The sequence below is a fragment of the Massilia sp. genome, from assembly GCF_046293535.1.
Taxonomy (GTDB): domain Bacteria; phylum Pseudomonadota; class Gammaproteobacteria; order Burkholderiales; family Burkholderiaceae_D; genus Telluria.
Genome location: NZ_JBKBOV010000027.1, coordinates 42,352 through 67,350 on the forward strand (window position 1 = coordinate 42,352; position 24,999 = coordinate 67,350).

30 protein-coding genes are annotated in these 24,999 nt (G+C 67.6%); 22 read left to right on the forward strand and 8 right to left on the reverse strand.

Going from position 1 to position 24,999, the window contains the following annotated elements:
• The first annotated feature begins 22 nt into the window (after nucleotides 1-22).
• Genes tssE through tssG form a run of 3 tightly spaced genes read left to right on the forward strand, consistent with a single transcriptional unit; the run spans nucleotide 23 to nucleotide 3,431 of the window.
• Complete coding sequence (tssE, locus tag ACK4S9_RS15065) at nucleotides 23-535, forward strand: type VI secretion system baseplate subunit TssE (protein ID WP_409726945.1); 513 nt, start codon at nucleotides 23-25, stop codon at nucleotides 533-535.
• A 2-nt stretch (nucleotides 536-537) separates the two neighbouring features.
• A complete protein-coding gene (gene tssF, locus ACK4S9_RS15070; protein WP_409726947.1) occupies nucleotides 538-2,379 on the forward strand; it encodes a type VI secretion system baseplate subunit TssF in 1,842 nt (613 codons plus the stop codon).
• Nucleotides 2,343-3,431 carry a type VI secretion system baseplate subunit TssG gene (gene tssG, locus ACK4S9_RS15075; RefSeq protein ID WP_409726950.1) on the forward strand — a complete coding sequence of 363 codons (1,089 nt, stop codon included), beginning with the start codon at nucleotides 2,343-2,345 and terminating at the stop codon, nucleotides 3,429-3,431. The genes tssF and tssG overlap by 37 nt, the downstream gene beginning before the upstream one ends.
• A 4-nt stretch (nucleotides 3,432-3,435) precedes the next feature.
• Here the strand turns inward: tssG and ACK4S9_RS15080 are convergent, their stop codons facing one another.
• Nucleotides 3,436-3,843, reverse strand: a complete 408-nt coding sequence (locus tag ACK4S9_RS15080; protein WP_409726952.1) for a DUF2750 domain-containing protein — start codon at nucleotides 3,841-3,843, stop codon at nucleotides 3,436-3,438.
• Nucleotides 3,844-4,000: 157 nt separating this feature from the next.
• Here ACK4S9_RS15080 and ACK4S9_RS15085 point away from each other — a divergent pair, with 157 nt between their 5' ends.
• The 6 genes from ACK4S9_RS15085 to ACK4S9_RS15110 all read left to right on the forward strand — a co-directional run bounded on the left by ACK4S9_RS15085 (nucleotide 4,001) and on the right by ACK4S9_RS15110 (nucleotide 9,651).
• Entirely contained in the window at nucleotides 4,001-4,843 is an 843-nt protein-coding gene (locus tag ACK4S9_RS15085; protein WP_409726954.1) for a helix-turn-helix domain-containing protein, read from the forward strand.
• Nucleotides 4,844-4,904: 61 nt separating this feature from the next.
• A complete protein-coding gene (locus ACK4S9_RS15090; protein WP_409726956.1) occupies nucleotides 4,905-5,252 on the forward strand; it encodes a YnfA family protein in 348 nt (115 codons plus the stop codon).
• Nucleotides 5,253-5,404: 152 nt separating this feature from the next.
• Nucleotides 5,405-7,663, forward strand: a complete 2,259-nt coding sequence (locus tag ACK4S9_RS15095; RefSeq protein ID WP_409726958.1) for a PhoX family protein — start codon at nucleotides 5,405-5,407, stop codon at nucleotides 7,661-7,663.
• Nucleotides 7,664-7,794: 131 nt separating this feature from the next.
• Complete coding sequence (locus ACK4S9_RS15100) at nucleotides 7,795-8,247, forward strand: hypothetical protein (protein WP_409726960.1); 453 nt, start codon at nucleotides 7,795-7,797, stop codon at nucleotides 8,245-8,247.
• A 28-nt stretch (nucleotides 8,248-8,275) separates the two neighbouring features.
• Nucleotides 8,276-8,539: a LysE/ArgO family amino acid transporter gene (locus ACK4S9_RS15105; RefSeq protein WP_409726962.1), complete on the forward strand. Its 264-nt coding sequence runs from the start codon at nucleotides 8,276-8,278 to the stop codon at nucleotides 8,537-8,539.
• 50 nt (nucleotides 8,540-8,589) lie between these two features.
• Nucleotides 8,590-9,651, forward strand: coding sequence for an NAD(P)H-dependent flavin oxidoreductase (locus ACK4S9_RS15110; protein ID WP_409726964.1), 1,062 nt, complete (start codon nucleotides 8,590-8,592; stop codon nucleotides 9,649-9,651).
• On the opposite strand, the gene ACK4S9_RS15115 is transcribed toward ACK4S9_RS15110, so the two are convergent.
• Nucleotides 9,648-10,553, reverse strand: a complete 906-nt coding sequence (locus ACK4S9_RS15115) for a LysR substrate-binding domain-containing protein (protein WP_409726966.1) — start codon at nucleotides 10,551-10,553, stop codon at nucleotides 9,648-9,650. The genes ACK4S9_RS15110 and ACK4S9_RS15115 overlap by 4 nt on opposite strands.
• Before the next feature lie 102 nt (nucleotides 10,554-10,655).
• On the opposite strand from ACK4S9_RS15115, the gene ACK4S9_RS15120 reads away from it, so the two are divergent.
• On the forward strand, nucleotides 10,656-11,663 hold the full coding sequence (locus ACK4S9_RS15120) for a zinc-binding alcohol dehydrogenase family protein (protein WP_409726968.1): 1,008 nt from the start codon (nucleotides 10,656-10,658) through the stop codon (nucleotides 11,661-11,663).
• A gap of 31 nt (nucleotides 11,664-11,694) precedes the next feature.
• Nucleotides 11,695-12,348, forward strand: a complete 654-nt coding sequence (gene nfsB / locus ACK4S9_RS15125) for an oxygen-insensitive NAD(P)H nitroreductase (protein ID WP_409726970.1) — start codon at nucleotides 11,695-11,697, stop codon at nucleotides 12,346-12,348.
• Here nfsB and ACK4S9_RS15130 read toward each other — a convergent pair.
• Both ACK4S9_RS15130 and ACK4S9_RS15135 read right to left on the reverse strand, forming a co-directional pair.
• Complete coding sequence (locus ACK4S9_RS15130) at nucleotides 12,335-13,042, reverse strand: DUF6624 domain-containing protein (protein ID WP_409726972.1); 708 nt, start codon at nucleotides 13,040-13,042, stop codon at nucleotides 12,335-12,337. The two genes, nfsB and ACK4S9_RS15130, sit on opposite strands and share 14 nt — an antisense overlap.
• Before the next feature lie 54 nt (nucleotides 13,043-13,096).
• Nucleotides 13,097-13,573 (reverse strand): GNAT family N-acetyltransferase, encoded by a 477-nt coding sequence (locus ACK4S9_RS15135; protein WP_409726974.1) that lies wholly within the window; start codon nucleotides 13,571-13,573, stop codon nucleotides 13,097-13,099.
• A gap of 113 nt (nucleotides 13,574-13,686) precedes the next feature.
• Between ACK4S9_RS15135 and ACK4S9_RS15140 the strand changes: the two genes are divergently transcribed.
• The 5 genes from ACK4S9_RS15140 to ACK4S9_RS15160 all read left to right on the forward strand — a co-directional run bounded on the left by ACK4S9_RS15140 (nucleotide 13,687) and on the right by ACK4S9_RS15160 (nucleotide 16,697).
• Nucleotides 13,687-14,265 (forward strand): histidine phosphatase family protein, encoded by a 579-nt coding sequence (locus ACK4S9_RS15140; RefSeq protein WP_409726977.1) that lies wholly within the window; start codon nucleotides 13,687-13,689, stop codon nucleotides 14,263-14,265.
• Between the two features lie 28 nt (nucleotides 14,266-14,293).
• The gene (locus tag ACK4S9_RS15145) at nucleotides 14,294-14,632 is read left to right on the forward strand and encodes a DUF6152 family protein (RefSeq protein WP_409726980.1); all 339 of its coding nucleotides are present in this window, start codon (nucleotides 14,294-14,296) and stop codon (nucleotides 14,630-14,632) included.
• Complete coding sequence (locus tag ACK4S9_RS15150; RefSeq protein WP_409726983.1) at nucleotides 14,632-15,111, forward strand: DUF6644 family protein; 480 nt, start codon at nucleotides 14,632-14,634, stop codon at nucleotides 15,109-15,111. Before ACK4S9_RS15145 ends, ACK4S9_RS15150 begins: the two co-directional genes overlap by 1 nt.
• 24 nt (nucleotides 15,112-15,135) lie before the next feature.
• Nucleotides 15,136-15,819, forward strand: coding sequence for an SOS response-associated peptidase (locus ACK4S9_RS15155; RefSeq protein ID WP_409726986.1), 684 nt, complete (start codon nucleotides 15,136-15,138; stop codon nucleotides 15,817-15,819).
• A 104-nt stretch (nucleotides 15,820-15,923) separates the two neighbouring features.
• Nucleotides 15,924-16,697 carry a glutaminyl-peptide cyclotransferase gene (locus ACK4S9_RS15160; RefSeq protein ID WP_409726989.1) on the forward strand — a complete coding sequence of 258 codons (774 nt, stop codon included), beginning with the start codon at nucleotides 15,924-15,926 and terminating at the stop codon, nucleotides 16,695-16,697.
• Here the strand turns inward: ACK4S9_RS15160 and ACK4S9_RS15165 are convergent.
• Genes ACK4S9_RS15165 through ACK4S9_RS15175 form a run of 3 tightly spaced genes read right to left on the reverse strand, consistent with a single transcriptional unit; the run spans nucleotide 16,691 to nucleotide 19,529 of the window.
• Nucleotides 16,691-17,719 carry a zinc-dependent alcohol dehydrogenase family protein gene (locus ACK4S9_RS15165; RefSeq protein ID WP_409726992.1) on the reverse strand — a complete coding sequence of 343 codons (1,029 nt, stop codon included), beginning with the start codon at nucleotides 17,717-17,719 and terminating at the stop codon, nucleotides 16,691-16,693. The two genes, ACK4S9_RS15160 and ACK4S9_RS15165, sit on opposite strands and share 7 nt — an antisense overlap.
• A gap of 34 nt (nucleotides 17,720-17,753) precedes the next feature.
• Nucleotides 17,754-18,218 (reverse strand): DUF2269 family protein, encoded by a 465-nt coding sequence (locus tag ACK4S9_RS15170; protein ID WP_409726995.1) that lies wholly within the window; start codon nucleotides 18,216-18,218, stop codon nucleotides 17,754-17,756.
• Nucleotides 18,219-19,529, reverse strand: coding sequence for an SDR family oxidoreductase (locus ACK4S9_RS15175; protein ID WP_409726997.1), 1,311 nt, complete (start codon nucleotides 19,527-19,529; stop codon nucleotides 18,219-18,221). It lies immediately after the preceding gene.
• Between the two features lie 51 nt (nucleotides 19,530-19,580).
• On the opposite strand from ACK4S9_RS15175, the gene ACK4S9_RS15180 reads away from it, so the two are divergent.
• Entirely contained in the window at nucleotides 19,581-20,054 is a 474-nt protein-coding gene (locus tag ACK4S9_RS15180; protein WP_409727000.1) for a hypothetical protein, read from the forward strand.
• A gap of 48 nt (nucleotides 20,055-20,102) precedes the next feature.
• Complete coding sequence (locus ACK4S9_RS15185) at nucleotides 20,103-20,591, forward strand: hypothetical protein (protein ID WP_409727003.1); 489 nt, start codon at nucleotides 20,103-20,105, stop codon at nucleotides 20,589-20,591.
• Nucleotides 20,592-20,599: 8 nt separating this feature from the next.
• Here the strand turns inward: ACK4S9_RS15185 and ACK4S9_RS15190 are convergent, their stop codons facing one another.
• Entirely contained in the window at nucleotides 20,600-21,532 is a 933-nt protein-coding gene (locus tag ACK4S9_RS15190) for a DUF808 domain-containing protein (RefSeq protein ID WP_409727006.1), read from the reverse strand.
• Between the two features lie 195 nt (nucleotides 21,533-21,727).
• Here ACK4S9_RS15190 and ACK4S9_RS15195 point away from each other — a divergent pair, with 195 nt between their 5' ends.
• The 4 genes from ACK4S9_RS15195 to ACK4S9_RS15210 form a co-directional block, all read left to right on the forward strand.
• Nucleotides 21,728-21,961, forward strand: coding sequence for a BrnA antitoxin family protein (locus ACK4S9_RS15195; protein WP_409727009.1), 234 nt, complete (start codon nucleotides 21,728-21,730; stop codon nucleotides 21,959-21,961).
• 88 nt (nucleotides 21,962-22,049) lie between these two features.
• The gene (locus tag ACK4S9_RS15200) at nucleotides 22,050-22,334 is read left to right on the forward strand and encodes an HU family DNA-binding protein (RefSeq protein ID WP_027864703.1); all 285 of its coding nucleotides are present in this window, start codon (nucleotides 22,050-22,052) and stop codon (nucleotides 22,332-22,334) included.
• 103 nt (nucleotides 22,335-22,437) lie between these two features.
• Nucleotides 22,438-23,088, forward strand: a complete 651-nt coding sequence (locus ACK4S9_RS15205) for a LysE family transporter (protein WP_409727012.1) — start codon at nucleotides 22,438-22,440, stop codon at nucleotides 23,086-23,088.
• 110 nt (nucleotides 23,089-23,198) lie between these two features.
• The coding region (locus tag ACK4S9_RS15210) for a DUF6600 domain-containing protein (protein ID WP_409727015.1) at nucleotides 23,199-24,999 on the forward strand (1,801 nt) is incomplete at its 3' end.

Consider the following 24,999-nt stretch of genomic DNA (forward strand, 5'->3'; position numbering starts at 1 on the left):
GCAAGGCTGAGAGGGGAAGCTGATGAAGGGATACACGCCAGGCTTGTTCGACCGCCTGCTGGGCATGCCGAACCGCGGGCCGGGCAAGAGCACGTCGCAACGCTTGACGATCGAAGAGCTGAAGGACACCGTGGCGCGCGACCTCGAGTCCCTGCTCAACACGCGTTCGAGCATCCAGGAAGACGCGCTCAAGGCCTACCCCGAATGCAGCCGCTCGATGGTCACCTACGGACTGAACGACTTCGCCGACCGCTGCCTGTCCAGTCCCACCGACCGCGCGGCCATCTGCGCCAGCATCGAGAAGACCATCGCCTGCCACGAGCCGCGCCTGCACAATGTGCGCGCCAACCTCGACCTGCGGGGCGAGTCGGTCAACCGCCTGAACTTTTCGATCACGGCCGTGCTGGTGGCCAGCGTGTCGCAGGAGCCGGTCAACTTCGATGCCGTGCTGACGCCGTCGACCCTGCAGTACAGCATCAGCAAGGCCGGCAAGACATCAGGCAAAGCAGCGCGCGCCGCGCCGCCGGGAGCGTGAAGATGGACCAGATGCTGCCCTATTACGAAAGCGAGCTTGGTTACCTGCGCCGCGACCTGCGCGAGTTCGCCGAACGCTATCCGCGCATCGCCGGGCGCCTCCTGATCAGCGGCGAGGTGTGCGAAGACCCGCATACCGAGCGCATGATCGAATCCTTCGCGCTGCTCAACGCGCGCATCGCCAAGCGCCTCGACGACGACTACCCGGAATTCACCGAAGCGCTGTTCGAGGTGCTGTATCCGCACTACCTGCGCCCCTTCCCCTCGTGCTCGATCGCGCGCGTGGACTTCGGCGGCGCGGCCAAGCAGCCAGGGACCAGCATCATCGCGCGCGGCACCCAGCTGAACACGCGCCCGGTGCGCGGCGCGGCCTGCACCTTCCGCACGGTCTACCCGGTCACGGTGGCGCCGCTGGCGCTCACCAGCGCCGTCTTCTCGGCCATCGTCGACGCGCCCGACGCCGTGCGCCTGCCGGGGAATGCGTCTTCCAGCATCAGCCTCACCGTGTCCAGCACCGCCGAGCAGGGCTCGATCGCCCAGCTGGCCCTACCCCGGCTGCGCGTCTTCATCGACGGCGAACCCTCGTTCTGCGCCGCCCTGCGCGACGCGCTTTTCATGCGCGGCGTGGCCGCCTGGGTGGAAGCCGACAACAGCGGTCGCTGGACCCCGCTGCCCGCGATCCCGGTGCAGCCCGCCGGCTTCGACGAGCAAGAATCCCTGATTGACTTCCCGGCGCGCTCGCATGCGGCCTATCGCCTGCTGACCGAATATTTCTGCTTCCCCGAGAAGTTCAACTTCGTCGATATCGATTTGCAGGCGCTGGCCGCGCATGCGCCGCCCGGCGCGCGCAGCCTGAGCCTGCACCTGGCCTTGAGCGGCATCCGGTCGGATTCGAACCTGGCGCGCATGCTCGGCACCCTGTCCACCAATAACGTGCTGCTGGGCTGTACGCCGGTGATCAACCTGTTCCGCCAGCGCGGCGAACCGATCCGCGTGACGCACACCAGCGCCAGCTACCCGGTCCTGGCCGATGCGCGGCGCGCGTTCGCCTACGAAGTCTATGCGATCGAGTCGCTCACCCTCATCCGCCAGACCCCGCAGGGCGAGACCCTGGTGCAGTTCCGCCCCTTCTATGCGCTGAAGCACGCGCAGATGCCGGACGACGCCGGCCACTACTACGCGGTGCGGCGCGACGAATCGCTGGCGGACAGGAGCCCGGGTTTCGAGACCCAGGTGTCGATCGTCGACATCGACTTCGACCCGGGCGAGGTGGAAACCGATACCCTGAACATCGAGCTCACCTGCACCAACCGCGACCTGCCGGCCAGCTTGAGCTACGGCCAGCAGGGCGGCGACCTGTTCCTGGAAGGCGGATCGAGCGTGCGTGCGATCGCCTTCCTGCGCAAGCCCACGGCTTCCTACCGCTTCGCCAGCGGGCGCGGCGCGCACTGGCGCCTGATTTCGCACCTGGCGCTCAACCACCTGTCGCTGGCCGACGGCGGCGTCGATGCCTTCCGCGAGATGCTGGCCCTGTACGACCTGCCGCGCTCGCCGTCTTCGCAGCGCCAGATCGGCGGCATCAAGGCGATCGCCCAGCGTCCCACCACCGCCTGGCTGGCCGGGAATCCCTTTACCTGCCTGGTGCGCGGCGTCGAGGTCCGGCTCAGCATCGACGAGGAAGCGTTCGTGGGCAGCGGCATCCATGCCTTCGCCCAGGTAGTCGAGCGCTTCCTGGCGCTGTACGTGCATGCCAACAGCTTCACCCAGCTGGTGATCGCATCGAGCAAAACCGGAGAAGAGATATTGACATGCCAGCCCCGCAGCGGCGATTTGAGCCTGCTGTAATCGAGCGCCTGTTCCGCGAGCCCTACCGCTTCGAGTACGTGCAGGCGGTGCGCATGCTGGAACTGTGGCTGCGCCGGCGCGGCAAGCCGGCGCGCGACCTGGTGCCGCAGTACCTGCGCTTCCAGAATTCGGTGTCGCTCGGTTTCCCGGCCAGCCAGCTCGAGGCCGTCCAGGCAGAGCCGAGCGACACCGATACCGGGGCTGCGGCCCTCGCCGCCGCGCTGCACGAGGGAACGCTCAAGCATGTACGCCTGACGCCCTCGTTCATGGGCCTGCTGGGCGGCCACGGCGTGCTGCCCCTGCATTACACCGAACGCATCGCCGAGCACCAGTCGCTGGAAAAGGGTGAACCCGAAGCCGAAGGCGCGCGCGCATTCCTCGACGCCTTTTCGAACCGTTCGATGGCCCTGTTCTACCAGGCCTGGCGCAAGTACCGGCTGGCGCAGCAATACCAGCTGGACGGCCACGACGCCTTCCTGCCCCTCCTCCTGAGCCTGGCCGGCCTGGGCAACGGCGCGCTGCGGCGCCGCCTGGCCGGCAGCGATGACGGGACGGTGCTGGACGAGTCGATCGCCTATTTTGCCGGCGCGATGCGCCAGCGTCCGGCCTCGAGCGTGCAGCTGGGGCGGGTGCTGTCGGAATATTTTGGACAGCCGATCGCGGCCGAGCAGTTCGTCGGCTGCTGGTACGAGGTGCCCCCCGGCCAGCAGACCATCCTGGGGATGGACACCGCGGTGCTCGGATCGAGCGCCATCGCCGGCGCGCGCGTCTGGCAGCGCGACCTGCGCCTGCGCCTGGTGGTGGGACCGCTGGACCGGGCCGGCTTCAACGACTTCCTGCCGGACGGGCTGGCCGCGCGCGCGCTGCGCAGCATGCTGGCGATGTTTACCGGGCTGTCGCTCGAATACGAGGTGGAACTGGTGCTGCTGGCAGCCGACGTGCGCAACGTGCGGCTGGAGGGGAGCGAGGGCCGGCTGGGCTGGGATGCCTACCTGGTCGAGGGATTGCAGACGGAAGACCGGCGCGACGTGCGCTACGAGTTGAGTCTTTAGCGCCTCAGCGCCGGCCCAGCTCACGCTCCAGGTCGACCCGCAGCATATAGGCCGTCGGCGTCAGGCCGCGGTCGCCCGGCGTATAGAAAATACCCGGCAACACGCCGTCTTCTTCGAGCTGGGGCAGCAGGTCGCTCATCAGGTCGTCCAGCGGAAACGCTTGCGGCTCGTAGCCGTCCCATTCGTATTCCGCGCACAGGTCGGCGAATTCGCTGGCCGGCCACATGGCGAACACCAGGGTGCCGTCGTCGGCCTTGGCCAGCGCCCAGCCGTCGCGGTACAGCCCCCATACTTCGCCCGACTCCGCCACCTGCTGCACGAAGCGCGCATAGCGCAGGCGGGCCGGCAGGGTGACCACGTCCGCCAGTTGCTGCGCGCCGAGCTTGATTGCTGAAAGTGTCTGCTCGCTCAAGATATCCACCGCCAAAGAATAAATGCCGTCATGGCGAGAATACGCCGGATCGCGAATCGGTGGCGCAGGAACGGCCGCAAAACCGGCGCCACCGGCTCCCTCGACAAGGCCGGAAGCCTGGTCCACAATCGCCACCATCTCGATAGGAAGCCAAGGCATGGATACCGCAAGGCGCGCAGTGGACAACCGGTACTTCAGCGACTTCGCCGCCGCGCTGCGCTACTGGCGCGGCAAGCGCGGGCTCAGCCAGCTGAAGCTGTCGGCCGATAGCGGCATCTCGCAGCGCCACCTGAGCTTCCTGGAGACGGGCAGGGCGGCCCCTAGCCGCGAGCTGATCCTCAAGCTGGGCCTGGCGCTCGACATCCCGCTGCGCCAGCGCAACGCCATGCTGCTGGCGGCCGGCTTCGCGCCGGCCTACCGCGAACGCAGCCTGTCGGACCCGGAGCTGGCGGCCGTGATGCAGGCGCTCGACTTCATGCTGGCCCAGCAGGCGCCCTATCCGGCCCTGGTGGTCGACCGCCTGTGGAACCTGGTGATGGCGAACGAGCCGGCTGCCCGCATGATGCGCTTCTTCCTCGGCATGCCGGCTGATTCCCCGATCCCGCGCGACGGCTCGGTCAACGTCCTGAAACTCATCCTGGATCCGCATGGCCTGCGGCGCCACCTGGTGAACTGGGAAGACGTCTGCACCGACCTGCTGCAGTGGGTGCAGCGCGAAGCCATGGGCGACGGTCCCGGCAGCGAGGCGACGGCGCTGCTGGACGAGCTGATGGCCTTCCCGGGCATCGCGCAGGCGGCCAGCCAGCCCAATCTCGACCGCCGCGCCCTGCCCTTCCTGCCGGTCCAGCTGCGCAAGGACGAGGTCGCGCTGAACCTGTTCACCACCATCACTACCCTGGGCACGCCACACGACGTCACCGTGCACGAACTGCGACTGGAATCCTTCTTCCCGGCCGATGCGGCCAGCCGCGCATGGTTCGAGACGCAGGCGCGGTGCTGAACTGAGCTGAACTGAGCTGAACTAAGGATAAGATGGGCGTTTTCCACCAACGCATCCATCCATGTTGTTCGATCTCCTGCCCTTCGGCCGCATGGCCGGCCTGTTCTTCCTGACCGCCATCGCCGAGCTGCTCGGCTGCTACCTGCCGCTGCTGTGGCTGACCGGGAAAGGGTCCGCCTGGCTGCTGCTGCCGGCGGCGCTCAGCCTGGCCGTCTTCGTCTGGCTCCTGACCCTGCACCCGGCCGCCAGCGGCCGCGTCTACGCCAGCTACGGCGCGGTCTACATCGCCACCGCGCTGGCCTGGCTGTGGATCGTGGACGGCATCAGGCCGGTGTGGAGCGATTACCTGGGCGTGGCGCTGGCGCTCGCAGGCGCCGCCTGCATCGCACTGGGCCAGCGCCAGGCTTGAATCCTGGCGACTTGCGGGGGGCGGAATCCGCCATGTCGGCTGTCCTGCACCAGTTCAGAAAATGTCACGGAACTGTTATCGAATGGTCACAAAGGAGTCATGTTCGCTCCCTACCATGGAGGGACTTTCCCACACTACCAACAGGAATTCTCGTGAACAAGCCGACCGATCTCGCCCGCATCCCTGTCGACCATGACGACATCGATACGAACGTTTCGTCGAACGAACACTTCAGCACCGTGCTCGAAGCCCGCCTGAGCCGCCGCAGCCTGCTGCGCGGCGGCGCCGCGACGGCTGCCTCCGCCCTGCTGGGCGCCATCGGACTGAGCGGTTGCGGCGGTTCCGACAATGACATCGTCACCGCGCCCACGCCGCCGGCCACGTCCAATCCGCCCCCGACCGAAAGACTGCTCGGCTTCGGCGCCGTCTCCAAGAGCCTGGCCGATACCGTGGTCGTCCCGGCCGGCTATACCGCCACTGTCCTGTACGCGCTGGGCGACCCGCTGAGCGCGAATACCGCCGCCTACAAGAACGACGGCACCGACGGCGACTTCGAGAACCGCGCCGGCGACCACCACGACGGCATGGAATTCTTCCCGCTCTCCGCCACGGGTGGCGCGTCGACCAGCGTCAGCGACCGCGGCCTGCTGGCGATGAACCACGAAGCCACCACCGACGAAAAACTGTCCTCGTTCTTCGTGCATGCCAACGGCGGCACCATGACCCTGCCGCGCCCGGCGCTCGAGGTCGACAAGGAAATGGCGCTGCACGGCCTGTCCGTGGTCGAAGTGCGGCTGAGCGGCGGCAAGTGGGCCTACCAGAAGGATTCGTCGTTCAACCGCCGCGTGCACCAGCAGACCGAGGTCGAGCTCTCCGGTCCGGTGCGCGGCAACGCGCTGGTGGTCACCAAATACTCGAGCAACGGCACCAGGATCCGCGGCACCCTGAACAACTGCGGCACCGGCAAGACCCCGTGGAACACCTACCTGTCGGGCGAAGAGAACTGGGCCGGCTACTTCACCCGCGCCGCCGGCGACGACGCCGCGCGCGGCGACAAGAGCGTGGCCTCGCTCAACCGCTACGGCCGCAGCCAGGGCGCCAGCTCGCGCCACGGCTGGGAAACCGGCGGCCCGGAGGACAAATACCAGCGCTGGGACATCAGCAAGAAGGGCGCTTCGCTCGACGGCAGCGACGACTACCGCAACGAGATGAACGGCATGGGCTACATCGTCGAGATGGATGCCTACGACAAGACCCGCGCGATCAAGAAGCGCACCGCGCTGGGCCGCTTCGCCCACGAGAGCGCCGTGTTCGGCAAGCCGGTCGTGGGCCAGCCGCTGGCCGTGTACATGGGCGACGATTCGCGCAACGAATACATCTTCAAGTTCGTCTCGAACGCGCTCTGGAGCGCGGCCGATGCGACGCCGGCGGACCGCATCGCCACCGGCGACAAGTACCTCGACAGCGGCAAGCTGTACGTGGCGAAATTCGCCGCCGACGGCAGCGGCCAGTGGATCGAGCTGTCGATCTCCAACCCGGCCATCGCCGCCTACGCCGGCTACAGGTTCGCCGACCAGGCCGACGTGCTGGTCAACGCCAGATTGGCCGGCGACGCCGTCGGCGCGACCAAAATGGACCGTCCGGAATGGTGCTCGGTGCACCCGGGCACCGGCGAGATCTACTTCACGCTGACCAACAACAGCAACCGCCGCGTCGAGCCGGGCAGCGCGAGCCAGGCCGCGCCGGACGCCGCCAATCCGCGCGTCTATACCGACATGAAGGGCAGCAGCGCGCAGCAGGGCAACCCGAACGGCCACATCATCCGCGTCAAGGAAGGCAGTGCGGGGTCGACCGCGACCGGCTTCACCTGGGACGTCTACCTGTTCGGCGCCGAATCGGGCGCCCCGGCAGGCACGGTGAACCTGTCCGGCCTCACCGCCGACCAGGACTTCTCCAGCCCGGACGGCCTGGCCTTCAGCCCCTCCACCGGCATCTGCTGGATCCAGACCGACGACGGCGCCTACACCGACGTCACCAACTGCATGATGCTGGCCGGCGTGCCGGGCCGCGTGGGCGACGGCAAGAAAGTCACCCTGAACTACCCGCGCGCCAACGGCAGCACCCTGAGCGTGGACACCTACGTCGGCGCCGCCGCGACCGCGGACACGCTCAAGCGCTTCCTGGTCGGCCCGGTCGGTTCCGAGATCACCGGCATCGCCGAGACCCCGGACGGCAAGGCGCTGTTCGTGAACATCCAGCACCCGGGCGAGACCACCGCCGCCGGCAACATCGCCGACCCGGGCAAGTACACCAGCCAGTGGCCGGCGAACGCCGGCTACGGCGCCGGCAGGCGCCCGCGCTCGGCGACCATCGTGATCACCAAGAACGACGGCGGCAGGATCGGTACCTGAGTCGAACCCTTCTCCATCCTTTGGGGCTGGACGTGCGAGCGTCCGGCCCTTTTTTTCGTCCATCGCAAGGAGCCTCGATGCGAGGCATGTCAGCATCGTGGATGCGCCATTCACCGCCGCAGGAGCACGCCATGCCGACCGTCACGCTGTCCACCTATCTCCGCATCACGCGCGCCAGCGCCCTGTTCGACGTCCTCATCGTCGCGCCCTTCGCCACGCCCTGGACCTTCCTGCTGCTGTACCCGCAGCTGAACAGGCTCAATCTGGAGCTGGGCGGCGCGGCGCTGCCGCCCTTCGCCCAGTTGCATATCCTGATCACCTGCCTGATGGGCAGCCTGGTGCTGCTATGGTCCGTGCGGCGCCTGCTGGAACCGAGCCTGGCGCTCGGGCGCTACGACGGCGCCGGGCGCTTCCTGTTCGCGACCTGGATGCTGTGGGCGCTGGCCCAGGGCGGACTGCCGCTGGTCTGGCTGTTCCTGGTGCCGGAACTGCTGTGGGGCGTGGCCCAGTGGTGGCCGGTGGCCCCAGTGCGCCCGGCCCGGCGCAGCAACGGGGCGGGCCTCAAGCTGGTGCACGCGTCCTAGGGCAGCAGCACCGCGCCCTGGCCACCGTGTGGCGCTGTCGCTGCTCAACCCGCACGTCTACCTCGATACCGTGGTGCTGCTGGGCGCGGTCGGCAGCAGCCTGGCCGGCGATGCGCGCCTGTCCTTCGCGCTCGGGGCAAAGATGGCCTCGGTGTTGTGGTTTTCGGCGCTCGGCCTGGGCGCCCGGCGCTTTGCATCCGTGCTCGGCCGCCCCTCGGTGTGGCGTGCGATGGAAGCCATGACGGGCACGCTGGTGCTGGTGCTGGGGTATCTGCTGCTACGCGGAGCGTGAACCCACGGCTCTCGCTATACTCATGATGTCATCTTGACGGAGCCGCAATCATGAGCCACGACCTGCTGTCGAAGCTGGACATCCGCTACCCCATCATCCAGGCCCCGATGGCGGGCGTCTCCACCCCGGCCCTGGCCGCCGCCGTCTCGGAAGCGGGCGGGCTCGGTTCGATCGCCCTGGGTACCTCGACCGTGCAGGCGGCGCGCGCCGCCATCGCGGCGGTGCGCGAGAAAACGGGCCGGCCGTTCAACGCCAATGTGTTCACCCATGCCCCGGCCCAGGCCGATCCGGCGCGCGAAGCCGCCTGGCTGGCCTGGCTGCGCCCGCATTTCGCGCAGTTCGGCGCCGAGCCTCCCGCCGCGCTGTCGGAAATCTACCGCAGCTTCCTGGCGGACGAGGCGATGCTCGAGCTGCTGCTGGAAACGCGACCAGCCGTCGTCAGCTTCCATTTCGGCCTGCCGCCGCAGGACTGGATCGATGCGCTGAAAAGCGCCGGCATCATCCTGTTCACCACCGCGACCTCGCTGGATGAGGCGCGCAGAATCGAGGCGGCCGGCATCGACGCGATCGTTGTCCAGGGCATCGAGGCGGGGGGACACCGCGGCATGTTCGATCCTTCCGCGCCGGATCCGGCCTTGCCCACCTTGGAGCTGCTGGAACAGCTGCGCGACAAGGTCGCGCTGCCGCTGGTCGCGGCCGGCGGCATCATGGACGGCAGACAGATCCGCACCGCGTTCTACCACGGCGCCAGCGCGGTCCAGATGGGCAGCGCCTTCATCGCCTGTCCCGAATCCTCGGCCCCGCCGCACCACCGCGCCCTGATCGCGCGAGGCGGCGAGTTGCGGACCGAACTCACGGCCGTCATCTCCGGACGGCCGGCGCGCGGCATCGTCAACAAGCTGTTCCTTGAAGTCGGCGCGGACGGCCATCCTCCGCTGCCTGACTATCCGATCGCCTACGATGCCGCCAAGGCCCTGCACGCGGCCGCGTCGAGCAAGGGCAGCCAGGACTACTCGGTCAACTGGGGCGGCACCAACTTCGCCCAGGCGCGCGCCATGCCGGCCGGCGAACTGGTGGCAACCCTGGTGTCGGAGACGACCGAAGCGGCTTAAACCTCGCGCGCCAGCGGGCGGCAGCGTTCTTCAAGCAAGGCATGCAGCAGCTTTACCGCAGGCGAGAACTGCCGGCGGTGCGGGCAGACCAGGTTCAATGGCGTGGGCTCGCCCGGCAGCTCCGGCAGCAGCACTTCCAGCCGCCCCTGCGCAACGTCCTGGCTGACGTCGAGCCAGGATTTGTAGGCGATGCCCTCGCCGGTCAGCGCCCAGCGCCGCACCACCTCGGCATCGTCGCTCACCAGCCGTCCCGTCACCTGCACCAGCCGCGCTCCTTCCGCCGTCGGGAAGGACCAGCGGTCGTAGGTGCGCCCGCGTAGCCGGTATTGCAGGCAGTTGTGATCGGCCAGCGCGTCGAGCGAATCCGGGCGCCCATGGCGGGCGAGGTAGGCGGGCGAGGCCACCAGCACGCGGCGGTTGCCGGGCGCCACCGGCAGGGCGATGTAGCTGGCGTCATCGATCTGCCCGTAGCGCAGCGCGATGTCGACCGGGTCGCGAAATACGTCCGCCACCTGGTCCGACACCAGCAACTGGATGTCGAGCCCGGGGTGGGCGCGCCGGAATTCCGAGATCCAGGGCAGCAGCAGGTTGCGCCCGAAGTCGGAAGGCGCCGCGATCTGCAGGGTGCCGGTCAGGCAGTTGGCGTCGCCCCGAAGGCCGTCGTAACCCTGGCGCAGGGCATCCAGCGCGTCCTGCGCGAAGGGCAGGTAGCGCTTGCCTTCCTCGGTCAGGCGTAGACTGCGGGTGGAGCGCGCGAACAGGCGGATGTCGAGCTCGCGCTCCAGGCGCCCGATCGCCGCGCTGGCCTGCCCGGGCAGCAGGTTGACTTCGCGCGCCGCTTTCGAAAAGCTGCCCAGGGCGGCGCTTCGCACGAACAGCGCCAGGTCATCCAGCCTGATCATTTTCTCTCCAGCTGTGAAAGTGAAATCGCTCCAGCCGGGTTTTTCATCCCCGGGCTCCTGCATAGAATCGTCATTGACCTTAAAACTTACCGGAGATTCAACATGAAAGCAGTAGTGTATACCCAGCACGGCTTGCCCATCAGCGACCCCCAGTCCCTGCAGGAGATCGAGCTGCCGATGCCGCTCGCCGGTCCGCACGACCTGCTGGTGGAAGTGCGCGCCGTCTCGGTCAATCCGGTCGATACCAAGATCCGCCTGGGCAGCCCGGTCACCGAACCGCGCGTGCTGGGCTGGGACGCCAGCGGCATCGTGCGCGGCGTCGGCAGTGCCGTCACCCTGTTCAAGGAAGGCGACGAAGTGTTCTACGCCGGCTCGCTGCTGCGCCCAGGTTCCAACAGCCAGTTCCAGGCGGTGGACGAGCGCATCGTCGGCCGCAAGCCGGCAACGCTCGATTTCGCCCAGTCGGCCGCCCTGCCCCTGACCGCGATCACGGCCTGGGAGCTGCTGTTCGACCGGTTGCGCATCGCCGAGGGCGGCGGTGGCGGGAAGTCGCTGCTGGTGATCGGCGCGGCCGGCGGAGTCGGCTCGATCCTGTTACAGTTGGCACGCAGGCTCACTGCGCTCACCGTGATCGGCACCGCCTCGCGCGAGGAAACCCGCAACTGGGTGCGCGAGCTCGGCGCCCACCACGTCATCGACCACGCGCAGCCATTGCGAGCGCAGCTCGAAGCGCTGGGCTTCCCGGCAGTGGACATCGTCATCAGCCTGACGCACACCGACAAGCACTATCCCGCCATCGTCGACGTGCTGGCGCCGCAGGGGCAGTTCGCGCTGATCGACGATCCGGCCAGCCTGGACGCCGTACCGCTCAAACGCAAGTCGATCTCGCTGCACTGGGAGCTGATGTTCACGCGCTCGATGTTCGAGACGGACGACATGATCAAGCAGCACAAGCTCCTGAATCTCGTCGCGCAGATGGTCGACGAGGGCAGCCTGCGCACCACGCTCGGCGAGCATTACGGCAGCATCTCGGCAGAGAACCTGCGTCGCGCACACGCGTTGATCGAGAGCGGCCGCGCGGTCGGCAAGATCGTGCTCGAACATGTTTAAGTCAATGTAACAAGGTAAGGAAACGAACAAGATGGATATTCTCGCAACCGCCCGCACGCGCCACACCGCCAAGGCCTACGACAGCGAACGCCGCGTCCCCGAAGAACTCATGCAGCAGGTCTACAGCCTGCTGCGCCACAGCCCGTCGTCGGTGAACTCGCAGCCCTGGCACTTCATCGTCGCCAATACCCCAGAGGGCAAGGCGCGCGTGGCCAAGGCGGCGCAGGGCGGCTATGGCTACAACGCGGCGAAGATCCTCGATGCCTCGCACGTGATCGTGTTCTGCTCGCGCATCGACATGGACGACGCCCACCTGGAGCGCCTGCTTGCGCAGGAAGCGCGCGACGGACGTTTCCGCGACGATGCCGCGCGTGCGGGCCAGGACGCGGGCCGGCGCGGCTATGTGCGCACCCACCGCTACACCACGCGCGACCTGCCGCAGTGGCTGGAAAAGCAGGTCTATTTGGCGTTGGGCACGGCCCTGCTGGGCGCGGCCTCGCTCGGGATCGACGCCACCCCGATGGAAGGCTTCGACCAGAAGATCCTGGACGAGGAATTCGGCCTGCACGAGCAGGGTTTGGCCAGCGTGGTACTGGCCAGCTTCGGCTACCGCTCGGACGCCGATTTCAATGCCGGCCTGCCGAAGTCGCGCCTGCCGGAAGAGCTGACCTTCACTTTCGTCTGAGGTCCGCCCGCGCGGCCACGCCCTGCGCTGCCGGGGCGGCGTAGTGGTAGTCATCGGGATGCTGGGGCGCAACCGGGCAACGCTGCGCCGCCAGCACCGCGCTCCGGTAGGCCTCCAGCGGCGCCATTCCGAGACGCGCGCGCCGCTCCTGGACCAGCGCGCGGTCGTCCATGCGATCGAACGCGAGGGCGCAGTACACCCTGGTCGGCGCCGACAGCTGCGTCCCGTAATGCTGCGGGCGCTTTTCCATGACCGCGATGCGGTCGTACAGATAGGCGAAGGACTGGTCCAGGCTGTCGCCGCCCGCGCTGGCTGCCTGCTCGACCGAGGCCAGCACCTGCTTCTGGAACACCGGGTCGCGGTCCGCATGCTGGACCACCAGCCAGGCATCCTTGACCGCCCGTGCGCCATGGGCGGCCGCCGACGGCCAGCCGCAGCGCGCCATCAGGCCCTTCAGGCGTTGCGCGTTGGTGCGCTCGACCAGCATGACGTGGCTGGCCAGCCTGCGCTGCGGCTCGCTTTCCGGGTCGAGGTAGTCGATGCGCCGGCGCAGCGCCCCATCTGCCGTGGCCATGGCCGCCAGCTCGGCCGCATAGTCGCCGCATGCGTCAGCGGATGCGTCGTTCGCGGCGGCAATGGAAGGCTGGGCCTGGCAGGCCGCGAGAAGCGCGGCGGGAAGGCAGCTGGGGTGCATGTCGTCTCCTATGGTCGCAGTACAGTGTAAGGATGTACCGGACGCTGGTCCATGCTAGGCGCATGGAAGCATCTTTTCCATGTAGACCGATTCCAGCTGGATGCCGCTGCGGTGCGGGTAGATTTCGCGCCGCAGGGCCACGTAGCCGGCACGCTCGTAGACCGGCGCCGCGTTCAGCGACGACGACAGGAACAGCCGGCGTAGGCCGTGCTGCATTGCCATCGCGTCGAGCGCCGCCAGCAGGCGCGTGGCGATGCCGCGTCCCTGGTGCGCGGGGTCGACGAAGGCCGCATCGAGCTCGCCCGTTTCCAGGTTGAGGATGGCGTAGCCTGCCACCCGTCCGTCTTCTTCTTCCACCAGTGCGCCGCCGGCCTCCAGCAGGGGCGCCAGCTTGGGTGGAGGCGGTGCGGCGCACCAGGCTTCGATGATGTCGCTCGGGTAATGGGCCGCGCAGCCGGCACGGATCGCGCGGGTGCGCAGTTCCCATAGTGCATGAAGCTCGGCCGGCTCGGCCCGTCGTTGCTTGAGCATGTCTGTATTGCGGATGCAGGCGTGTCGATCCGCCCCAGCTTACCCGCCAGCCGTGCGCTCGTCCATGTCATGGCGCAGGATAATGCCCCCAGCCTTGAACCGAGGAGCCGCGCATGCTTCGACGACGCTTTCTGGCCCTGTCCGCCCTCTTGGCCAGCGGTAGCCTGGCGGCCGCCGGCCGCGACCTGTGGCAAGGCCTGCAGGAGGGCGGCCATGTGCTGCTGATCCGCCATGCCGCCACCAGTCCCGGTGTCGGCGATCCGCCCGGCTTCAGGCTGGGCGCGTGCAGCACCCAGCGCAACCTGTCGGAACAGGGCAAGCGGGATGCCCGCGCGCTCGGCGCCGCCTTCCGCAAGCGCGGCATCCCGCTCGGACCGGTGCTGTCGAGCCGCTGGTGCCGCTGCCTCGACACCGCCCGCCTGGCCTTCGGCCGGGTGGAAGAGGCGCCGATGCTCGATTCCATGTTCAGGGACAGCGAGGCCGAAGCACGCGTCAAGACCCGTGAAGTGCTGGACCGGGCCGCCGCATGGCGTGGAAACAAGGCCAACCTGGTGCTGGTCACGCACGACGTCAACATCCGCGCGCTGGTGAACGAAGTCGTGGCGCAGGGCGAGATCGTGGTGACGCGGCCCGTGCCGGATCGACTGGAGCTCGTCGGGCGTCTGGGTGCACGAGACCTGGGCGTAGAATAATTGCCTTTTCCTTAACGGGAGACTGACCATGAAACGCTGGTTCCTTCTGGCCGCCCTGGTGGCCACCACCGCTTCCGCTCATCACGGCTGGAGCGAATACAACGCCGACAAGCCGCTGACGCTGTCCGGCACCATCGAAGAGTCGGGCTACATGCAGCCGCACGGCTTCGTGCGCCTCAAGACCGCCGACAAGACCTGGCTGGTGGTGCTGGCGCCGCCGGGGCGCATGGAAAACCGCGGCCTGCCGAAGGAAAACCTGGTAGTGGGCGGCCAGGCCACGGTTGTTGGTTATCCCCACCGCAGCAATGCCGCCGAACTGCGCGCCGAACGCATCACCATCAAGGACAAGACCACGGAGCTGCGCTGATGCCGCTGCAAGACGCGGCGAAGTTCGCCGCGTCGCTGCCGCTGGCGCAGGCCCTGCGCGAAGGAGCCTGGCTGTACCCGGCCGTCGAGACGCTCCACATCATCGGCTTCGCCGTGCTGGTGGGCGCGGTGGCGATGTTCGACCTGCGCGTGCTCGGCTTCGGCCGCCAGTTGCCGGTGAAGGCGCTGGCGCGCCACCTGCTGCCCTGGTCGGCCGGCAGCATGCTGCTGGTCGTCCCCACCGGCCTGCTGCTGTTCGTGGCCGATCCGCTGGCGCTGCTGGCGAACCGCGTGTTCCTGCTCAAGCTCGGCCTGATGGTGCTGGCCGGCCTGAACGCACTCGCCTTCCATGCCGGACCCTACCGCCAGGCCGATGCATGGCCGCAGCGCGCGCCGCCCCGCGCCATGCTGCACGCCCTGCTTTCCCTGGCCCTGTGGTTCGGCGTGATCGCCTGCGGACGCTTGCTGGCCTATTTTTAGTAGTTGCACTATGCTGGACGGATCATGTGCGTCAACTACCATACCCCTACCCGTGAACAGTTCGGCACGCTCGGCGCCTTCAGCGAGCTGCCGGCCGATTGGCGCTGGCCCGACGAAGTCTGGAAGGACTACAGCGCGCCGATCGTGCGCCGCGGCCGCGACGGCAGCCCTGAGGTCTGCCTGGCCAGCTACGGCATGGTGCCGCGGCGCCATATCCCGCCTGGTGTGAAACCTTTCGACACCATGAACGCGCGCGCCGAATCGCTGGGTGAGCGGCGCTCGTTCGCACCAAGCTGGCGCCGCCTGCAGCTGTGCGCGGTGCCGATGACCTGGTTCTACGAACCCTGCTACGAGAGCGGCCGCGCGCTGCGCCATGCGATCGGCATGCACGACGACCGCCCCTTCTTCGTGGCGGGCCTGTGGCGCGAGTGGACCGAGGCCGACGGCCGGGTCGAGTCCTCGTTCACGCAGATCACGATCAACGCCGACGAGCACCCCTTGATGTCGCGCATGCACAAGCCGGACGACGAGAAACGCTCGCTGGTCGTGCTCGGGCCGGAAGAACTCGAGGACTGGCTGGCCTGCCGCGACGTGGAGAGGGCGCGCAGCTTCCTGCGCCACTATCCGGCGGAGCGCATGAAGGCCTGGGCGGCGCCGCAGACGGTCAAGAAAACCCCGGAGCCGTCGCCGAACTTGTCGCTGTTCTAGTAGTTCAAATTACGGTAATGCTGCCTGCGCGGCTGTTCTTCTGCTGGCTGGACGCGCGGACGGCGAAGCCGTCCACCCTACGAACATGCTAGAGTTCCAGCATCATGTTGAAACCATTCGCCACCTTCGCGCTCGTCGCCGCCATTGCCGTCCCGGCCCAGGCAGCCGTCCCGGTCTACGGCTTCGTCGTCAAGAACACCTACCCGCACGACCCGAAAGCCTTCACCCAGGGCCTGTTCTTCCGCGATGGCCACCTGTACGAGACGACGGGGCGCAACGGCAGTTCCTCGCTGCGCAAGGTGGACCTCAAGAGCGGCAAGGTGCTGCAGAAGGCCGACATGCCGGTGGAAGTCTTCGGCGAAGGCTCGACGCCGGTCGGCAACAACATCATCGCCCTGACCTGGACCTCGCAGGTCGGCTACGTGTTCGACATGAAGACCTTCAAGCTGAAGCAGACCTTCAAGTATGCCGGCGAAGGCTGGGGCCTGGCCAGCGATGCCAAGAGGGTGTACATGAGCGACGGCAGTTCCTTCATCCGCGTGCTGGAACCGAAGACCCTGAAGGAGCTGCGCCGCATCCAGGTGACGCACCAGGGCACGCCGATCGCCCAGCTGAACGAACTCGAGATGGTCGAGGGAGAGCTGTTCTCGAACGTCTGGGGCACCGACCTGATCCTGCGCATCGATCCGGATAACGGCAAGGTCAAGGGCGTGATCAACCTCGAAGGCCTGCTGCCCCCGGCGCAGCGCGGCACCCTCGATCCGGACGCGGTCCTGAACGGCATCGCCTGGGATAGCAAGGGCAAGCGCCTGTTCGTCACCGGCAAGCTGTGGCCCAGGCTGTACGAGATCGGACTGGTGCCGCAGAAGCGTCAGTGATCCTGGCTGGTCACATCGATGACCACCTTCCCGAAGTGCGACCCCGATTCCATGTAGCGATAGGCTTCCTGGGCCCGCGCGAACGGGAACACGCGGTCGATCACCGGCTTCAGGCCGGTGACGTCGGCGAAGCGCATCACGTCCTCCAGCATCGTGCGGCTGCCCACGAAAATGCCGACCATGCGCTTGGCGGTGGCCAGCAGCGAAGCGGGGTTCACCTCGCCGCCGAAGCCGCTGACGCCGCCGATGATCGCCACCGTCCCGCCCATCGCCGCCGCCGACACCGAGCGGTTGACCGTACCCTTGCCGCCGACTTCGAGCACCACGTTCGCGCCCCTGCCCTGGGTCATGGCCAGCACTTCCTCGTGCCATTCCGGGATCGCCCCGTAGTTGATGGTGTGGTGCGCCCCCAGGTGGCGGGCGCGCTGCAGCTTCTCGTCGCTCGAGGAGGTGATGATGGTGCGCAGGCCGGCCGCCTTGGCCAGCTGCAGGCCCAGCACCGAGACGCCGCCGGTGCCCAGGAACAGCGCGGTGTCGCCCGGCTTGATCCCGTTGCTGGACACGAAGATCGCATTCCACGCGGTGACGCCGGCGCAGGGCATGGTGGCGGCCTCGATGAAGCTCAGGGAGGCCGGGATCTTCGCCAGCGCATCCTGGTGCAGCACCACTTCCTCGGCCAGCATGCCGTCGATGTCGCCGCCCAGGGCGTGGCGAATCTTTTCCGGCGAGGTCGATCCGTCCTGCCAGTAGGGGAAGAAGGAGCCCGCCACCCGGTCGCCGACCTGCACGCGGGTGACGCCCGGCCCGATTTCCAGCACTTCGCCGGCGCCGTCCGAACAGGGAATGATGGGATCGTCCACGGTGACGAGGTAGTTGCCGCTGGCGACCATCAGGTCGCGGTAGTTCAGCGATACCGCGTGCACGCGGATGCGTACCTCGCCGTGGCCGAGATTGCGGTCGGGGTAGTCGATGCACTGCAGGGCGTCGATGTTCGCGCCGGGAAGGATCTGGTATGCCTTCATGGGGTTCTCCTCAGGATGTCTGGTTTGGTGAAGGTCACATCGGCTTGGCCACCATCAGCCAGAAGATCGCCACGAAGGCGATGAAGGCCGGCACGCCGAGCGTGACCCAGATGCGGAAGTAGCGCCAGTACTGCGGCGTGAGTTCGGTCCCGGTGCGCGCCGCCTCCTGGGCGATGTCGCGCATGCGGATCTGCAGCCATACCACCGGCAGCCAGCAGGCGCCGGCCAGCACGTACAAAGCGATCGACCACATGATCCACTTGCTGTGCAGCGGGTAGCCGGCCAGGTGGATCAGGTAGAAGCCGGTCAGCGGCTGCAGGATCGCGGTGGTCGCCGTGAACAGCCAGTCGGCGACCACGACGTACTTGGCCACCACGGCGATCGCGCGCACGTCGCGGCTGACGTTGGCGAACAGCATGTACCAGGCCGAGCCGATGCCGGTGCCGAACAGGAAGGTGGACGACAGGATGTGCAGCCACTTGATGACGACGTATTCCATTTACTCTTTCTCCAGTTCGTAGAGCAGCCAGATGGCCGCCAGCATGGGCAGGTTCTTGGTGAGCGGGCCGTAAGGGTGCAGCAGGAATTCCGGCAGCTTGATCGCGATGACGACGGTATAGAAGCCGATCAGGCCGAGCTGCATCAACCACAGCCAGCGCCGCCGCGCCAGCAGCAGGATGCCCAGGCCCAGCAAGAGGTCGAAGGTGGCGGCGCCGTACAGCATCAGGGGCTGCAGCGCGGGCGGGATGCCGGTGCGGGCCAGCAGGTCGTAGCTGGCCTCGACCGGGTACAGGCCGTAGGAGACGATGGCGGTGGCGAGCCATACCGCCACGATGGACAGGCGCAGGACCGGCAGCAGCCAGCCCAGCTTGGCCTGGGTGCGCTCGGCGCCGGGGTGGCGGATGAAGTCCTGCACGGGCCGTGGCGGGTGGCCGATCAGCTGGGTGGTCATCGACACGTCGGCGGCATTGCCGCGGTCGAGCATGCGCAGCGCCTCCTCGTCGAGCAGCCCGCCCGGCAGCGCGCGGCCGAACTTCGCCATCACGCGTGCCAGCATGCCGGGCAGCGGCAGGACCGGCTGGCGTCCCATTCCCATGCTCGTGCGCAGCGCCTGCAGATAGTCGGTGAAGGGCATCGCCTGCGGCCCGACCAGCGGCACGCGCAGGGCCGTGCCGCCGCCTGGCGCCAGGGGCAGGCGATGCTTGAGCAGGCCGGCGATGGCCGCCACCAGGTCGTCGACGTGGATCGGCTGCACCAGCTGGGGCGCGCTGCCGAAGCGCAGCGTGAGCGGCATGCTGGCCAGGGTGCGGAAGACCCTGGCGCTGGTTCCCTCGCTGCCGTACACCAGCGAGGGTTGCACGATGTAGGCACGGATGGGAAGCGAAGCCAGGTAGTCGTCGGCCGCCTTCTTGGACAGGTGGTAGCGGGTATCGGCCTCGCGATCGGCGCCCAGGGCCGAGAGCTGGATCACCATTTGCACCTCGTGCGATTCGGCGCAGGCGGCGAACAGGGCGCGCGGGGCTTCGGTGTGCAGGCGCGCGAAGGTCTGGCTGCCGCTTTCGCGGAAAATGCCGACCGTGTTGATCACCACGTCGATGCCGCCCAGCTGATTGATGCGCGCCAGCCAGACGGATTTGTCGGTATCTTGGGCGAAGTCCGCATGGATATAGGCGAGGCGCGCGCTGTTGCCGGATTCAGTGCTGCTTGTTGGCCGGCGCACCGCGCAGACGACGTGGTGGCCTTCGGCCAGCAATGCCTGCAGCAGGTGTTGTCCGATGAAACCGCTGGCTCCCGTCAGCAAAATCCGCATCCATGCTTCCTTTCACGCAATGTAAGTTCACTAACCGATCAAGAGGATTCTATGCAAACGCAAGCCTGGAACTCGGCACTACAGCGCGGCCTCGTCGGCGGCGCCACCTCCAGCATCCTGTCGACGGTGGCACTGGCGGCCCTCGGCAAGAAGGAAGTCGGCAGCGCCTATGCGCCCACCAATGCGGTCAGCCACTGGATCTACGGCGACAAGGCGGCGCGCCACGGCGGCCCCTCGATGCGCTACACCGTGCCGGGCTACCTGATCCACCACGCCAGCGCCACCTTCTGGTCGATCCTGTTCGAACGCTTCGCCGGCAAGTATCTTGACCGCAACACGCCGGCCGGCATACTGACCGCGGCGGCGGCCACCTCGGCCTTCGCCTGCTTCGCCGACTATAACCTGACCCCGAAGCGCTTCCATCCCGGCTACGAAAAACACCTGTCCAAGCCGTCGCTGGCCATCGTGTACGCCGGCTTTGCGCTGGGCCTGGCGGCGGGCGCCGCGCTAATGCGTCGCAAGTAGTCTAGAGCAGGCAGAGAAAACGTGCCGCCGTATGTCTATGCGTTAATAGTGCACGGGCTCATCGGCTTCCTGGACGTCGTGATCAACCACGAGTGGCTGGCGAAACTGCCTTCGCGGCCCGAGTGCGTGTCCGAAGAACGTCTGCACAGCGCGCGTGAATTCCTGTTTGCGGCGCTGTTCGCCTCGCTCGCCTGGCTCGAGTGGCACGGCGCCCTCGTCTGGTGGATCGTGGCGCTGTTCGCCGGCGAACTGCTGGTGTCGGCGCGCGACGTGGTGGTGGAAGGCGACGTGCGCCAGTTACCGGCCAGCGAGCGTTTCCTGCACCTGTTCCTGTTCATGAACCTCGGAATCATGTACACGCTCACCGGGCAGGCGCTGCTGGGGTGGCATGCGCTGCCCACCGGGCTGGCGCTGGTGAACCATGGCTGGGTAAGCTGGATCTTGAGCGCGCTGGCGCTGGGAGCGCTGGGGTGGGCGCTGCGGGACGCGCTGGCCGCCTTGCGCCTGGCGCACAAGACGGCTGCCGTCCAAGGATGAGTGGCTGCTCAGTGCGCCGGTTTCGTGCCGCGCATGCGCTGCACGAGGGTCACGACCATCAGCACGAGGGCGCCGACCACGACGCCTGCCAGCGCGTCGACGATCGTCGGGGTGATCGCCGCCAGCACGCCGCCGACGCCCGGCACGCCAGCCGTCACCTGTGCCGCGCCTTCCGCGAAGTGATGCAGCGGCTCCCAGGCGTGGGCGATGATGCCGCCGCCGACCATGAACATGGCCGCGGTGCCGACCACCGACAGGACTTTCATCAGGCGAGGCGCCGTCGCGAGCAGCAGATTGCCGGTGCCGCGCGCCAGGCCGCTTGCTTTCTGGCTCAGGGACAGGCCTGCGTCGTCCATTTTGACGATGGCGGCCACCAGGCCGTACACGCCCACCGTCATGGCCAGTGCGATGGTAACCAGCACCATTAACTGCTGGCTGAACGGTGCGTTTTCCACGGTGCCGAGGGAGATCACGATGATCTCTGCCGAAAGGATGAAATCGGTACGAATCGCGCCCTTGATTTTTTCCTGCTCGAGCGCGTGCATGTCGATTGCGGGATTGACCAGCGCTTCGCTCAGTGCGGCCTTGTGCTCCGCGTCTTCCTTACCGTGGAGGAATTTGTGCGCCAGCTTCTCGGCGCCTTCGAAGCAGAGGAAGGCGCCGCCGATGACCAGCAGCGGCGTAATCAGCCATGGAACGAAGGCCGAGATCGCCAGCGCCGCCGGCACCAGGATGACCTTGTTCTTGAATGAACCCTTCGCCACCGACCAGACGACAGGCAGCTCGCGGTCGGCTTTGACACCGGTAACTTGTTGGGCATTCAGCGCCAGGTCGTCACCCAGTACGCCGGCAGTCTTCTTCGCCGCCACTTTGCTCATCACGGCCACATCATCGAGGACGCTTGCAATATCGTCTAGTAATAACAGCAGGCTGCCAGCCATCGTTGCTCCAATCATGTCAAGTTCACATCATCTTACCTGAGCGGTGATTTACAGTCACACGGTTCAGCGCGGCTTAATGCATTTCAGTCGCGTAAATCTGCATCTCGTCGCTTTTGCCGGGCATCCGGAAAACCGTGTACGTATAGTGCAGGCTGTTGGCTGCGGTACTGCAGCCTCGCCACCGAAGGAGATGCCATGAATACCGAATCGCCCCTGCAAGCAGCCCATGTCGCAGCCCACGCCGCCGCACCTGTGCGCCGTGCCCGCCCGCCGAAACGCAAGACCCGCATCACGATCTACCTCGACGACGAAGTCCTGAACGAATTCCGCAACCTGTCGGAACGCTGCGGCACCGGCTACCAGACCCTGATCAACGCCGCCTTGCGCCATCGCCTGGCGGCGCCGAACGCCGAAAACAGCCTGGCCTGAGTCTCCATAGGCATTCGCCTCCGGACGGGATTACATAGAGCAATTCTTTTGTGCTAATCTTCCCGCTCTTTTAACCCCGGAGGGACTTATGAAAAAAGGCGAACTGATCGCGGAATTCGCGAAGCGCACCGAGATGTCGGGCGCGGCTGCCAACACCGCTGTTAACACGATCATCGAGATCATCACCGAGCGCCTGAAGAAGGGTGACACCGTCGGTATCACCGGCTTCGGCACCTTCTCGGTCACCAAGCGCGCCGCGCGCAAGGGCCGCAACCCGGCAACCGGCGATGTCATCAAGATCGCAGCATCGAAGACCCCGCGCTTCGCCGCCGGTGCGACGCTGAAAGCAGCCGTCAACCCAAAGAAGAAGTAAGCAGTACCCCTGGCCCTCGCGCCGCGCTCCGGTCGACCCGGACGCGCGCGCTGGCCCGTTTTGCAGTACCCTCCCCTCCCTCTTTCATCATTCCCGCCGCAGCATGAGCTTCGCCACCTGGATCGCTTTCGTCATCGCCGGTTCCCTGATCGCCATTTCGCCGGGTTCCGGCGCGGTGCTGTCGATGTCGCACGGCCTCGCCTACGGCCTGAAGAAGGCCAGCGCCACCGTACTGGGGCTGCAGCTCGGCCTGATCCTGGTGCTGGTGATCGCCGGCGCCGGGGTGGGTTCGCTGCTGCTGGCATCCTCGGTGGCCTTCACCGCCGTAAAGATCGTCGGCGCGCTGTACCTGATCTACCTCGGCATCGCGCAGTGGCGCGCACCGGCGGCATCGGCCGCCGAGGCCGGTGCGCCGAACACCGCCGGCCTGCCCGCCCACCCGGGTTTCGGCAAGCGCGTGATGACCGGCTTTCTCACCAATGCCACCAACCCCAAGGGCATCATTTTCATGGTCGCGGTGCTGCCCCAGTTCATCAACCAGAAAGCGCCCCTGCTGCCGCAACTGGCCATCCTCGGCGTGACCATGGTGACCATCGATTCGATCGTCATGCACGGCTACGCCGGCATGGCATCGATGATGCAGCGCTTCCTGCGCGACGTGCGCGCCGTGAAGCTCCAGAACCGCATCTTCGGCGCCGTGCTGGTGGTGATGGGTTCGCTCCTCTTCCTGGTCGAGCCCGGCCGCCGCGCCTGACTGTTGTATTTGTCACTCAGCAGTTGCAACTTTCTGTAAGTTGCGTAGTCCTTGCACGCTGTCGTGCGTTGTAATGACCTTGCCGTCCTTCGTCCACTAGCGGAGCCCCCATGAACAAGCGATTCGCCCAGACCGCCGTGATGCTCGCGCTCACGGCTTTATCCACTGCCGTCCTGGCGCAGGACACGCTGGAGACCGAGCCGCCCGGCCGCGTCGGCCGCGTCTCGCTCACCCAGGGCAAGGTCAGCATCAGCGGCAACGTGGGCGAGTCCGCCGTTGATGCCCTGGTCAACTGGCCGGTCACCACCCGCAACCTGATCACCACCCAACCGAACGCGCGCACCGAGCTGCGGATCGGCTCGACCGCGATCCGCATCGACGGCGACAGCTCGCTCGAAGTGACCGAACTGGACGACGACAGCCTGCGCCTGCGCCTGCACTACGGCAGCGCCAGCATCCGCATCCTGAGCGAGGACGTGCTGCCCGAATTCGAACTGAGCACGCCCCAGGGCCGCGTGCGCATGCTCAAGCCCGGCCGCCTGCGCGTGGACGCCGAGCGCGTGCGCGATACCAGCGTCGTGAACGTGTTCGACGGCGAAGCCCAGGTCGATGGCGCCGGCGCCAGCCTGACGATCCGCGCCGGCCGCAGCGCCGAGTTGCGCGACGACGACGTGCGCACCTTGCAGGCGCAGCGCGACGCTTTCGATGACTGGGCATTGGACCGCGACCGCTTGCAGGACGGTGCGCGCTCGGCGCAGTACGTCACCACCGAGATGACCGGCTACGAGGAGCTGGACCGCCACGGCATCTGGCAGGAAGACATCGAGTACGGCCCGCTGTGGATCCCGTCGGTCACCGCCAGCTGGGTGCCCTACCGCGACGGCCGCTGGACCTGGATCGCCCCCTGGGGCTGGACCTGGGTCGACAATGCGCCCTGGGGCTATGCGCCCTTCCACTACGGCCGCTGGGTGCACGTGAAGAACCGCTGGGCCTGGGCCCCGGGCCACAAGCATCACCACGGCCGCCGCCCGATCTGGTCGCCGGCGCTGGTCGGCTGGGTCGGCGGCAACGGCTGGAATGCGAGCTTCCACCAGCACGGTTCGCGCCCCGCCACCGGCTGGTATCCGCTCGGCCCGCGCGACCACTACGCGCCGCACTATCGCCTGTCGGACGAGCGCCTGCGCCGCCTGAACAGCTGGAGCTGGCGCGACCGCAAGGACGGGGACCGTCGCGACCGCAACCGGGACGGAGTGCCCGACTACCGCCAGCGTGGCCTGACCGTGGTCCCGCATGCGAACTTCGGCCAGCGCGGCCAGGTCGTGGTGCCGGACGTGCCGCGCGCCACCCTGCCGGGCGTCATCCCGGGCGGTCCGGGCGCCGCCCCGCCGGGGCCGCCGGCATGGCGCGACCGCGCTGCGCGCCGCGACCGCGACCGCGACCGCGACGGCATTCCCGACCGCGTCGACCGTGACCGCGATGGCGACGGCATCCCGAACCGGGTCGACAGCCGGCCGGGCGGCATCCGCGACCGCGACGGCGACGGCATCCCCGACCGGCTCGACCGAGACGGCTGGGGCCGCGACCGCGCCGAGCGTGGCCAGCGGCCACCGGTGCTGACCACCGACCCCGCGCCCCGCCCGCCGGTGGCGGCAACGCCGGGCCAGCTGCCCTTCCAGCCGGGTGCGATCACGACTGCGCCGCCGCCGGCCGTGGTGCAGGAACCCGCCCGTCCGCAGTGGGGACGGGGACGCGACGATGGGCGCCGCGAGCGCCCCGAGCGTGCCGAGCGCTGGGACCGCGGCGAACGTGGCGAACGTGGCGAACGTGGCGAACGTGGCGAGCGCGGCGAACGTTTCGAGGGCCGCCGCGAGCGCCCGCAGCCGGTGGTGGCCATGCCGCAGCCGGCCGCGC